At 65.2% G+C, this 11,074-nt stretch carries 10 protein-coding genes and 1 tRNA gene; 4 read left to right on the top strand and 7 right to left on the bottom strand.

Translation table 11 applies throughout. The features are described from left to right. Positions 1-16: 16 nt before the first annotated feature. Positions 17-1,381 carry a helix-turn-helix domain-containing protein gene (locus tag BZF59_RS06305; RefSeq protein ID WP_086607413.1) on the bottom strand — a complete coding sequence of 455 codons (1,365 nt, stop codon included), beginning with the start codon at positions 1,379-1,381 and terminating at the stop codon, positions 17-19. Positions 1,382-1,563: 182 nt separating this feature from the next. Here BZF59_RS06305 and BZF59_RS06300 point away from each other — a divergent pair, with 182 nt between their 5' ends. Continuing rightward, positions 1,564-3,162, top strand: coding sequence for an isocitrate lyase (locus tag BZF59_RS06300; protein ID WP_086607412.1), 1,599 nt, complete (start codon positions 1,564-1,566; stop codon positions 3,160-3,162). 95 nt (positions 3,163-3,257) lie between these two features. Beyond that, entirely contained in the window at positions 3,258-3,437 is a 180-nt protein-coding gene (locus BZF59_RS06295) for a hypothetical protein (RefSeq protein ID WP_086607411.1), read from the top strand. Positions 3,438-3,536: 99 nt separating this feature from the next. Here the strand turns inward: BZF59_RS06295 and BZF59_RS06290 are convergent, their stop codons facing one another. The 5 genes from BZF59_RS06290 to efp form a co-directional block, all read right to left on the bottom strand. Continuing rightward, positions 3,537-4,859, bottom strand: coding sequence for an amidohydrolase (locus BZF59_RS06290; RefSeq protein ID WP_086607410.1), 1,323 nt, complete (start codon positions 4,857-4,859; stop codon positions 3,537-3,539). Between the two features lie 22 nt (positions 4,860-4,881). Then, the gene (locus BZF59_RS06285) at positions 4,882-6,717 is read right to left on the bottom strand and encodes an SLC13 family permease (protein WP_086607409.1); all 1,836 of its coding nucleotides are present in this window, start codon (positions 6,715-6,717) and stop codon (positions 4,882-4,884) included. 109 nt (positions 6,718-6,826) lie between these two features. Continuing rightward, positions 6,827-6,911: transfer RNA gene (locus tag BZF59_RS06280), tRNA-Leu, on the bottom strand. Positions 6,912-7,061: 150 nt separating this feature from the next. Further along, the gene (locus BZF59_RS06275; RefSeq protein WP_086607408.1) at positions 7,062-7,880 is read right to left on the bottom strand and encodes an inositol monophosphatase family protein; all 819 of its coding nucleotides are present in this window, start codon (positions 7,878-7,880) and stop codon (positions 7,062-7,064) included. A 9-nt stretch (positions 7,881-7,889) separates the two neighbouring features. After that, the gene (gene efp, locus BZF59_RS06270; RefSeq protein ID WP_086607407.1) at positions 7,890-8,453 is read right to left on the bottom strand and encodes an elongation factor P; all 564 of its coding nucleotides are present in this window, start codon (positions 8,451-8,453) and stop codon (positions 7,890-7,892) included. A gap of 172 nt (positions 8,454-8,625) precedes the next feature. Between efp and BZF59_RS06265 the strand changes: the two genes are divergently transcribed. Continuing rightward, positions 8,626-9,048, top strand: coding sequence for an elongation factor P (locus BZF59_RS06265; protein WP_143738110.1), 423 nt, complete (start codon positions 8,626-8,628; stop codon positions 9,046-9,048). Between the two features lie 90 nt (positions 9,049-9,138). On the opposite strand, the gene BZF59_RS06260 is transcribed toward BZF59_RS06265, so the two are convergent. After that, positions 9,139-9,492 carry a hypothetical protein gene (locus BZF59_RS06260; protein ID WP_086607405.1) on the bottom strand — a complete coding sequence of 118 codons (354 nt, stop codon included), beginning with the start codon at positions 9,490-9,492 and terminating at the stop codon, positions 9,139-9,141. Between the two features lie 130 nt (positions 9,493-9,622). Here BZF59_RS06260 and BZF59_RS06255 point away from each other — a divergent pair, with 130 nt between their 5' ends. Beyond that, positions 9,623-10,999 (top strand): IS1182 family transposase, encoded by a 1,377-nt coding sequence (locus tag BZF59_RS06255; RefSeq protein ID WP_086606213.1) that lies wholly within the window; start codon positions 9,623-9,625, stop codon positions 10,997-10,999. The last annotated feature ends 75 nt before the right edge of the window (positions 11,000-11,074 follow it).

Genomic DNA, 11,074 nt, shown 5'->3' with positions numbered 1-11,074 from the left:
GTGGTTAATGCGGGCCTCACGAACCGCCGCGCGGGCGCGGCAAGCTGCTGGCAAGGCGCGCGGGAGCCGGGGTCAGGCAGTCCGTCTTGCCGCAGCGTCCGCACGGCACGCCCAGCGGCACGGCGTCGAGCCGGTCGAGCGAGACCCCGCGCGCATGCGAGAGGTCCCCGGCAAAGCGCGCCTCGATCCCCAGCACCACCGTGCGCCGCCCTGCGCACATCACCCCGTCGCCATCGACCGTGCGGGTTATGGTGAACCAGTGCCGCCCTGAACCCGTGGCCGCACTCTCGCCCTCGCCAAAGGTGACGGCCTGCGTCAGCACCGTTCCCGGTCGCTCGAAGGCCGCATAGGGCACCCAGGCGGGCGAGCGCGCGCCTTCGAGAGGGTAGAGCGCCCCGCTCCCGCCCGAAGTGAACTGGGTCATACGCCCCGCCCGGTCGATTACCGCCATAAAGAACGGCAGGCCCCGCTCGCCCACGCGGCCCAGCGTCGTCAGACGCGCAGCGACCTGATCGAAGCTGACGGCAAAGCGGCGTTGCAACACGGCAAGGTCATATCCGGTCGCCTCGCAGGCACGCAGGAAGCGGCGGTAAGGCAGCAGCAGCGCGCCCGCGAGGTAATCGGCGATGTGCTCGCGCAAGGCATCCCGCGCCTCGGCGCTGGCGAGATTGGCGCCCGCTACCAGCTGCTCGATGCCCTCGCGCATTTCCAGCATCCCCACCTGCCGCGCGATCTGGAACCGCCGCGCGGCGCCGGGGAGCATCTCGGAGAGCTGCAACTGGCGCGCGTGCAGATCGAGCCGGTGGACCTGCCCCGGGATGACTTCGGCAGGCAGGATGCGGACCTGCAACTGGTGCTTCTCGCGCAGGCGCTCGGACAACGCGGCGCTGATCTCCCCGCGGCTGAGGCGCAGCTCGTCGGCGAGGTCTTCGGCCGCGTGATCGAGATCGGCGAAGTGGTTCTGCCAGCGTTCGATCGCGCGGCGCACGGCTGTGGCGGTGTCCTCGACCATGATCCGCTCGCCCCCGCCCGTATCGTAGAGCCGCGCGAAGGCCGCGGCGACCTGCGGGGCGGCGGCGAGCAGTTCCTGCACTTCCTCGCGGTCGATCCCGAGATCGCTAAAGCGCTTGTCGGCCAGTCGCCGCACCATCCCGTCGAGCCCACCGATGGCCTCGTCCTCGCGTAAGGAGCGCGGGTCGAAATCGAACCGTTCGATCACCTGCACCAGCACGCGCGCCGAAAGCGGGCGCTGGTTGCGCTCAATCAGATTGAGATAGGAGGGCGAAATGCCGAGCATCCCGGCCATCGCGGCTTGGGTAAGGCTTTCGCGCTTGCGCAGACGGCGCAGCGCGGGTCCGGCGAGAAGGTTGGTGTCGGCCATGGCACGTTTTGTAAATTACTTTACCGATTGACACAATATTGCGGGCAATTGTCCGCATAGCGACACGATTTCCTGTAAGTTTTCCTGTCATGCTGCGCCGCAACACGGCAAAGCCTGCCCAACCAAGCGGCGCGATTCCTCAAGGGCCCCGCACCACTCCCCAGGTTGGACAGGAGAACGCTATGACCTACCAGAACACCATCACCCAGATGCGCGATGTCGTCGCCGCGAACGGGCCGAGCTGGGCCGCGATCGATCCCGAGAGCGCCGCGCGCATGGTGATCCAGAACCGTTTCCGCACCGGTCTCGACATCGCCAAGTACACCGCCAAGATCATGCGCGCCGACATGGCCGCCTATGACGCCGACCCCGCCAAGTACACCCAGTCGCTCGGCTGCTGGCACGGGTTCATCGCGCAGCAGAAGATGATCGCGATCAAGAAGCACTTCGGCACCACCAAGCAGCGTTACCTCTACCTCTCGGGCTGGATGGTCGCCGCGCTGCGCAGCGAGTTCGGCCCGCTGCCCGACCAGTCGATGCACGAGAAGACCTCGGTGCCCGCGCTGATCGAGGAACTCTACACCTTCTTGAAGCAGGCCGACGCCCGCGAGCTCGGCATGATGTTCCGCGCGCTCGACGCGGCTCGCGAAGCCGGTGACGCGGTCGAAGCCAAGCGGCTCGAGAACGCGATCGACAACTACGAAACCCACGTCGTGCCGATCATCGCCGACATCGATGCGGGCTTCGGCAATGCCGAGGCGACTTACCTGCTCGCCAAGAAGATGATCGAGGCGGGGGCCTGCGCGCTCCAGATCGAGAACCAGGTCTCGGACGAAAAGCAGTGCGGCCACCAGGACGGCAAGGTCACCGTGCCGCACGAGGACTTCCTCCAGAAGATCCGCGCCTGCCGCCATGCCTTCCTCGAAATGGGCGTGGAAGACGGGATCATCGTCGCCCGCACCGACTCGCTCGGCGCCGGTCTCACCAAGCAGATCGCCTTCTCGAAGGAGCCGGGCGATCTGGGCGACCAGTACAACAGCTTCCTCGATGCCGAGGAAGTCGATCCCGCCAACATCACCAACGGCCAGGTCTTCATCAGCCGCGACGGCAAGCTGCTCGCCCCCAAGCGTCTGCCTTCGAACCTCTACCAGTTCCGCGCCGGGACGGGCGAGGACCGCGTGGTGCTCGACTGCATCACGTCCTTGCAGAACGGTGCCGACCTGCTGTGGATCGAGACCGAGAAGCCCCACGTTGAGCAGATCGCCAAGATGGTCGACCGCATTCGCGAAGTCGTGCCGAACGCCAAGCTGGTCTACAACAACTCGCCCAGCTTCAACTGGACGCTGAACTTCCGCCAGCAGGTGTTCGACGCCTGGGCCGAAGCCGGCAAGGACGTGTCTGCCTATGACCGCGCCAAGCTAATGAGCGTCGACTACGACGGCACCGAGCTGTCGAACGAAGCCGACGAGAAGATCCGCACCTTCCAGCGCGACGCCGCTGCGCGGGCCGGGATCTTCCACCACCTCATCACCCTGCCGACCTACCACACCGCAGCGCTCAGCACCGACAACCTTGCCCGCGAATACTTCGGCGAGGCCGGCATGCTCGGCTACGTCAAGAACGTGCAGCGCGAGGAAATCCGTCAGGGTATCGCCTGTGTGAAGCACCAGAACATGTCGGGCAGCGACATCGGTGACGATCACAAGGAGTACTTCGCCGGTGAAGCCGCGCTCAAGGCAGGCGGCGCGCACAATACGATGAACCAGTTCGAGGCTGCCTGATCTTGGGAGAGGCCGGAAGGTCCGCGAATTGCGGCCTTCCGGTTGCCCGCAAAGCCGCCTAAGGCTGGCCGGGTAATCACCCTAGGAGAGTGACGATGAGCGATACCGAAACCACCAATCCCGAACCCGCCCGCGCCCGCGCGCTGCTCTCGACCGCCGACATGAAGCTGCTGCGCCGCGCGCTGGAAAGCCATGCCCGCAACACCGAAGACCGCGAAGAGCTGGCCAAGATCAACGCCCTGCACCACCGGCTGGGCACTTACGTTCCCTCGTAAGACCAACCTGCTTTCACAGTTCTCCTGGGGAGGAGAAACGGCCGTCGGAATGCCCCGCAAGGGCGCGTTCCGGCGGCCAATTTTTTGTTTCGACCGCGCCTAATTCTTCGCCATCAGATCGAGGGTTGCCGCCGTCAGCGCCTCGGTCGCGGTGGCGATCACCACCGGCGCATCGGGCGCCCAGAACGGTGAATGGAGCGAGGGCAGCGTGATCTCGCCCTTCTGCGCCTTCTCCCACTCGCTCGCGCGCACCCCGCCAACCCACAGGATCAGCGATTCCACGTTGTCGCGATCAGCACGGTAGAACTGGCTGAAATCCTCGCCGCCCATCACCGCAGACACTTCGAACAAGCCATCGCCGAAGCGCGGCTTGAGGCGCGCCACCACCCGCTCGGTCAGCGCCGGAGTATTGAAGGTTGCGGGCACGTAGGGATCGGCCACGGTCACACGCGGCAGCTTGTCTTCGGGCATTCCGGCGGCAATCGCCTCACCCCGCGCGATCCGGGCAATCCCATCAAGCAATTGTGCCCGGGTCTTGTCGGAGTAGCTCCTCACCGTCAGCTGAAGCCGGGCTTCATCGGGGATGATGTTGTGCTTGGCGCCTGCCTGAAAGCTACCGACCGTGACCACCGCCGAATCGGTCGGGTTGAGTTCCCGGCTCACCAGCGTCTGCAAGCGCATCACGATGCTGGCGGCGATCACCACCGGGTCCTTGGTCGTATGCGGATAAGCCCCGTGCCCGCCCACACCCGGCACCACGATATCGACCGAATCGACATTGGCGAGCGCGAAGCCGTTGGCATAGCCGATCTGCCCTGCCGGAAACTGCGCGGCATCGTGGAAGGCGAGCACGTAGTCGGGCTTGGGGAAGCGGGTGAACAGCCCATCGTCGAGCATCGCCTTGGCGCCCTCGCCGATTTCCTCGGCGGGCTGCAGGATCATCACCAGCGTGCCCGACCAGTCGGTCTTGCGCGCCACAAGCTGCTGCGCGGTGCCGATCCAGGCGGCCATGTGCGTGTCGTGCCCGCAGGCGTGCATCACCCCGGTCTCGGTGCCGTTCTGCGCGACCGCGCGGCGCTTGGAAGCATAGGGCAATCCGGTCTGCTCGATCACCGGCAGCCCGTCCATGTCGGCGCGCAGCATCACCGTGGGGCCATCGCCATTGCGCAGCACCGCAACGACGCCGGTCTTGCCGACGCCCTCGGTCACCTCGAAGCCGAGCGCGCGGGCGCGGGCGGCGAGCATGGCGGCGGTCCGGGTCTCCTGAAAGCTCAATTCAGGGTTGGCGTGGAGATCCTGATAGAGTTCGACCAGCGCGGGCAGATCGGCGGCCACGGCATCGCGCAATTCGTCCGCCTGGGCCGGTGCCGCCAGTGCCAGCGCGACCAGACCCGCACTGCATAATGCCAAGGCTCGCTTCATGTCGCTCTCCCACTTATGTCCGTCACAAGCCGTACCAAAGCACCAGCAACACCGAGAGCACCGTCACCATCAGCGCGACCACCGGCACCCCGGCGCGCACATAGTCGCCGAACTCGTAGCCGCCTTCGGACATGATCAGCAGATTGGTCTGATAGGCAATCGGCGTCGCGAAGGAGAGGTTGCAGCCGAACAGCACCGCCAGCACCAGCGGCTCGGGCGGCAGGCCCAGTTGCACCGCGATGTTGTAGGCAATCGGCGTGCCGACCGTGGCGGCGGTGGCATTGGACGCAAAATTGGTGATCAGCGTGACGAACAGCATGATCGCCGACAGCACCAGCGCAGGCGGCAGGTAGCCGAGGCCGAGCGAGAGTGCCTGCCCCAGCCACTCGGCCGCGCCGCTCTCGTCGATCACCCGCCCGATCGCGAGGCTCGCCGCGATCAGCACGATCACCTTGGCCGACAGCGCGCGGCCCACCCGGTCGAACTTCACGCAGCCGGTCACGAACATGATGATCGCCCCGGCCAGGGCCGAGATCGCGATCGGCAACTTGATCGGAGCAAAGCCGTTGGCATCGAACCACGGCAGCCCGACCGAAGCGGTCGAGACCGCCCCCAGCATGATCACCCCCGCCAGCACCGCCTTGGACCGGCGCGGCAGCTCGCGCGCGCCTTCGAGCCGCAGCAGCCCGTCGGACTGGGCGAAGGCTTGCAGGTCTTGCTCGATCCCCATCACCAGCAGCACGTCGCCTTCAAGGATGCGCAGGTCGCCCGCCTCGGTATAGGTGTCGCGCTCGCCCAGAATGCGGTTGGGCCGGTGGATGCCGAGCACCGCGACGCCGTAGAGATCGGCGATGCCCGAACTCGCCAGCGTCCGGCTGATCAGGCGCGAATCCGCCGTCACCGTCATCTCGACTGCGACGATATCCTCATCTTTGGTCTTGGACATGCGGCGGATGCGATCGAGCACCCAGGCCGGGGCCAGCTCGCCCTTGAGCACGCGGGCAGCTTCCTCGAGAGCCTCGTGCGTGCCCGAAATGCGCAGGCGATCTTCGGGACGCAGCGTGCCGGCGGGCGCGTCGTGGACGGTGATGCCTTCGGGCAGCTTGCCTTGCACAGCCGACAGGTCGCCGCCCGCCAAAACGCTGCTGGCAGCCACGCGCAGCCGGGTATGGAAGGTGCGCCGCCCCTGCTCGCTCACGGTGCTGTTGTCGCGCAAGGTGCGCGGCATGACGAGCCAGAGATAGGGGATCGCGACGATCCCGGCCATCAGCACGATCGGCGTAAACTGGAACACGCTCATCGGCGGCAGGCCGATATCGGCGGCAATCGTCACCACGAGAATGTTCGTAGAGGTGCCGATGGTGGTCGCCATGCCGCCCAGCAGCACCGCGCAATTGAGCGGCATGAGAACCTTGGACGACGCCATCAGGCCCTTGGCGGCGATCGCCACCACGATCGGGATCAGCAGCACCATCACCGGCGTGTCGTTGACGAACATCGACATCCCGAAGGCAAGCAGCAGCGCGGTCAGCAGGCCGATCTGGGGGCTGAAGCGGAACACGCTCTCCAGAAGGCGGGCAAAGGGTTCGAGCGCGCCGGTCACCACCAGCCCTCGCCCGAGGATCATCAGCGCGCAGATCGTGATCAGCGCCGAATGGCCGAACCCGCCGAAGGCGAGCGCGAGGCCATCGGTCGGCTTGGTGCCATCGAGCGGCGCGAAATAGAGCCCCACGCCGATCACCGCGATGATCACCAGCGAGATGATCTCTTCAGGATAGCGCCCGCGCACGAAGGCGACGAACATGGCGATGGTCAGCGCCATGGCCGCTATCGCATGATAGGAGGGAGCTTCGAGCATGGCGTTGTCCGCAAGGGCTAGCCAATCGCAGGGGCGACCGGCAAGCGAATTGTGAATGCCGGCTGACAAAGGGCCTGCCGGGCGGGGTATGCGGATTGCGTTCTGGAGGTGGTGCCCCTGGCCAGACTCGAACTGGCACATCTTTCGATAACCGATTTTGAGTCGGTCGCGTCTACCAATTCCACCACAGGGGCGTGCCGAAGCGGATGCCTCGCGCTGTTAGCGAGGTGGGGGCTTCCGTTCAATACCGTTCGCCCTGAGCTTGTCGAAGGGCCGCACTTTTCTTCTTTCCGGGAATGAAGAAGGGCGGTGCTTCGACAAGCTCAGCACTAACGGGGCTGAGGTTATCTCAGCGCTCCCGCCAGCAGTTTGTGCAGCTTGGAATGGAGCCCGTCATTCGCGGCGAGGACCTGCGCGGAGTGGATCTGCTCCGACCGCCCGCGGAAGTCGGAGACGAAGCCACCAGCCTCGCGCACCAGCAGGCAGCCTGCGGCGGTATCCCAATCGGAAAGGCCGCTCTCCCAGAAGCCGTCAAAGCGGCCCTGCGCCACATAGGCGAGGTCAAGCGAGGCCGCGCCGAAACGGCGGATCCCTGCGACCTCCGGCCCGATCGCGCCGAAGATCTTGCTCCACTCGGCAAAGTCGCCATGCCCGAAGAAGGGCACGCCGGTCGCCACCAGCGCATCCGCCAGGCGCGAACGCGACGAGACGCGCAGGCGTGCATCGTGGAGCCATGCCCCGCGCGATTTCTCGGCCCAGAAGGTCTGGTCGGTGATCGGCTGATAGACCACGCCTGCGACCACATCGCCCCAGCCCTTGCCGTCGGGGCGCGGTTCCTGTGCGGCGATGCTGATCGCGAAGTGCGGGATGCCGTGGAGGAAGTTGCTGGTGCCGTCCAATGGATCGACGATCCAGCGCGGCATGCCGGGATCACCCTCGATCACGCCCGCCTCTTCCATCACGAAGCCCCAGCCCGGACGGGCGCTGAGCAATTCGTCATAGATCGTGCGCTCGGCGCGCATGTCGGCCTTGCTGACGAAATCGGCCGGGCCCTTGCGGCTGACCTGAAGGTGTTCGACTTCGCCGAAATCGCGCCGCAGACGTCCGCCCGCCTTGCGCGCGGCGCGTTCCATGACGCGGATGAGGCCGGAAATAGCTGCCATGATGTGTGCTCAGCCCGCCTTGCCGACGTAGGCCTGCTCATACACATCCACGATGATGCGCGTGCCGCTGCCGATGTGCGGCGGCACCATGATGCGCACGCCGTTGTCGAGGATCGCGGGCTTGTAGCTCGACGAGGCGGTCTGCCCCTTCACCACCGCGTCGGCCTCGACGATGGTGGCTTCGATCTGCGCGGGCAGCTCGACCGAGATCGGCTTTTCGTCCCACAGCTCGAGGTTCACCTGCATTCCGTCCTGCAGGAACGGGCGCGCATCGCCCAGCAGGTCGCCGGGCAATGTGATCTGTTCGTAGGTGTCGTTGTCCATGAACACCAGATCCTCGCCCTCGGCATAGAGGAACTGGAATTCCTTAGTGTCGAGCCGCACGCGCTCGACCGTGTCGGCGCTGCGAAAGCGCACGTTGGTCTTGCGGCCATCCTGCAGGTTCTTCATTTCGACCTGCATATAGGCCCCACCCTTGCCCGGCTGGGTGTGCTGGATCTTGGCAACCTTCCAGATGCCTTTTTCATATTCCAGGATGTTGCCGGGGCGAATGTCGACGCCGCTGATCTTCATGGGGCTGTGGGCCTTCTTTACGAGGTGGAAAGAGCAGATCGGCGCGCCGCCGCATGGCGCGCGCCGCAGAAATGATGCGCGCCCATAGCCGAGAGGGTTGCCCCAAGCAAGCATCCGGCGCGCATGGTTAATCGCATGGCATAAGGCACCGCAGACTGATATGGGCGCGGAGATGAAGACCCGTTACATATTCCTGCTGGTGGTCAGCGCCGCCGCCGCTGCCGCGCTTCTGCCCGGTCAGGCCTCGAGCCAGGACCGCGAAGCAACGCGCCCCGCCGCCAGCGCGGCGGTTCCCACCGGCGGAATGCTGGGAATCCTGCGCCACGGCAATTGGGAATGCGCCCTGCCCGGCGATGCGGGAAGCGAGGCCTTTGTGCCCGTGCCCGACGAAGCCTTCCGCATCGGCACCGCGTCGAGCTACGAAAGCCCGGCCGGCACCGGCATCTACCTGCTGCGCGGGCGCGAAGTGCTCTTCACCCGCGGCCCCAAGAAGGACGAACGCTTCAAGGTGCTGGGCGAGAACACACTGCAAAAGCTCAACCGCGACGGCAGCGTGAGCAAGCTGATCTGCACGCGGGTGGGCGGCGGGAATTAGGCTGCGCGAGAAGAAGTGCGAGGGCAGGCACATGGTGTCCGCTTATCGTGTTGCGCGCAATAGAGCGGACCTTCGGCTATCGACCCCTTTTCAGACATCAAACGGTTTGAGATTGATGACTTGCTGCACGCCGCGCGTGGGCGACCTTAGGTCCTGAGCCATGATGTTAGCTAGCCACTCGATGAGCCTCGGAATGACGACAGTTTCCATCCGGTGGCGGGCTTCAGCCGCTTGCTCTCTCGGCACAGACCCCGCGCGGACGTAAAGCCGTTCGTAAGGCACGTTGGCGTTAGGTGGCCAGAAATGTGCATCGAACAAGTCGCCCGGCGCTCTGATAAGATGCAGGTCAATCTGGACGTTTGCGATCGCGAGCGCGGCCTCTAACACCGTAGGCTTGAGTGGGTAGCTTTGCCCCTTCGGCAGCTTGCGGGTTTCAGATAGCATGATTGAAACTTACCTGCCCGCAATCAATGGGGCAACGTCCGCAATCCATTCGATTGTGTTGAAAAACTCCTCCTTGCAATCGGGCTAAAGTATTGATTCTATGTCTTGGCAGACAAGCGGAGACGGTCGGATGATGGGTGAGCGGACGGTGGCGCAGGAGGCCCTGTTCTACAGCTTCAACCTGGAGCGGCATGTTCCGCAGGATCATTTGCTGCGCTCGATCGATCGGTTCGTCGACCTGTCGGGCATTCGCGAACATCTGCGTCCCTTCTACAGCTCGACCGGACGACCGTCAGTTGATCCCGAGTTGATGATCCGGATGCTGATCATCGGCTACTGCATGGGCATCCGGTCCGAGCGGCGGCTGTGCGAGGAGGTGCATGTCAACCTCGCCTATCGCTGGTTCTGCCGCCTGGGGCTGGAAGGCGATGTGCCCGACCACTCGACCTTCTCGAAGAACCGTCACGGTCGCTTCCGCGACAGTGATCTGCTGCGCCAGCTGTTCGAGACGACCGTGGCGCGCTGCATCGCCGAAGGACTGGTCGGCGGTGAAGGGTTCGCGGTCGATGGCAGCCTCGTGCGCGCCGATGTGAACCGCCAGCATGCCGTCGATCAGGCCGATGGCTTGCCGGACCCGGCCACCAGCCATGCCGTTCGCGAGTATCTGGCTGTGCTCGACGATGCGGCCTTCGGGGGCGCAACCCCGGTGCCGCCCAAGCAGTTGGCGGTGGCCGATCCGGCCGCACGCTGGACAGCGGCAAGCCGCGAGCGTGCCTTCTTCGCCTATGCCACCAACTACCTCATTGATCTCCAGAACGCAGTGATCGTCGATGTCGAGGCGACCACCGCCATCCGTCAGGCCGAGGTGACCGCCCAGCGCCGCATGATCGACCGGACGCAGGAGCGCTTCGGCCTCTGGCCCGAGCGGCTCGTGGGCGACACCGGATATGGCGATGCAAGGAACCTGTCCTGGCTGGTCGAGGAGCGCGGCATCGAGCCGCACATCCCTGTGTTCGACAAGTCTGCCCGCCGCGATGATACCTTCGAGCGTTCGGCCTTCACCTTCGACCATGAGGATGACAGCTATATCTGCCCTGCTGGCAAGCGGCTGCGCCAGAGGCAGAAGGTCTATCGCGAGGAACGTCCGTTCGTCGATGAGAACGGCATGTTGCGTTACCGCGCCAGCAAGCTCGACTGCAGTGCCTGCGCTCTCAAGCCGCGCTGTTGCCCGACCCAACCAGCGCGCAAGATCCTGCGTTCAGTCCACGAGGGCGCCCGTGATCTGGCCCGCGATATCGCCACGACCGACGCCTATCTGGTCTCGCGCCGCCAGCGCAAGAAGGTCGAGATGCTGTTCGCGCACCTCAAGCGCATCCTCAGGATGGATCGCCTGCGCCTGCGAGGTCCAAACGGCGCAAGAGACGAGTTCCTCCTCGCAGCCACCGCCCAAAACCTCCGGAAAATGGCCAAGCTGATCCCCATGCCAGCCACCACAGCCCCCGCATAAGCGGGGGCGAAGCCTCAGAGCGCCGCTCAGGCTCGCGCCAGCGCCGATCTCAGCGCCGGGTTTTTCAACACAATC

Origin of the sequence: Erythrobacter donghaensis, assembly GCF_002155425.1 — a bacterium.
GTDB classification, from domain to species: domain Bacteria; phylum Pseudomonadota; class Alphaproteobacteria; order Sphingomonadales; family Sphingomonadaceae; genus Erythrobacter; species Erythrobacter donghaensis.
Note: the sequence above shows the minus strand (reverse complement) of the source record. Positions and strands in the feature narration are given on the sequence as shown.

What these genes read in the sequence shown, in the direction of transcription:
- BZF59_RS06285 (WP_086607409.1), bottom strand. Translation starts at nt 6,717, where the DNA reads ATGCTCGAAGCTCCCTCCTATCATGCGATAGCGGCCATGGCGCTGACC.
- BZF59_RS06265 (WP_143738110.1), top strand. Translation starts at nt 8,626, where the DNA reads ATGAAGACCCGTTACATATTCCTGCTGGTGGTCAGCGCCGCCGCCGCT.
- BZF59_RS06255 (WP_086606213.1), top strand. Translation starts at nt 9,623, where the DNA reads ATGATGGGTGAGCGGACGGTGGCGCAGGAGGCCCTGTTCTACAGCTTC.
- BZF59_RS06305 (WP_086607413.1), bottom strand. Translation starts at nt 1,381, where the DNA reads ATGGCCGACACCAACCTTCTCGCCGGACCCGCGCTGCGCCGTCTGCGC.
- BZF59_RS06260 (WP_086607405.1), bottom strand. Translation starts at nt 9,492, where the DNA reads ATGCTATCTGAAACCCGCAAGCTGCCGAAGGGGCAAAGCTACCCACTC.
- BZF59_RS06275 (WP_086607408.1), bottom strand. Translation starts at nt 7,880, where the DNA reads ATGGCAGCTATTTCCGGCCTCATCCGCGTCATGGAACGCGCCGCGCGC.
- efp (WP_086607407.1), bottom strand. Translation starts at nt 8,453, where the DNA reads ATGAAGATCAGCGGCGTCGACATTCGCCCCGGCAACATCCTGGAATAT.
- BZF59_RS06300 (WP_086607412.1), top strand. Translation starts at nt 1,564, where the DNA reads ATGACCTACCAGAACACCATCACCCAGATGCGCGATGTCGTCGCCGCG.
- BZF59_RS06290 (WP_086607410.1), bottom strand. Translation starts at nt 4,859, where the DNA reads ATGAAGCGAGCCTTGGCATTATGCAGTGCGGGTCTGGTCGCGCTGGCA.
- BZF59_RS06295 (WP_086607411.1), top strand. Translation starts at nt 3,258, where the DNA reads ATGAGCGATACCGAAACCACCAATCCCGAACCCGCCCGCGCCCGCGCG.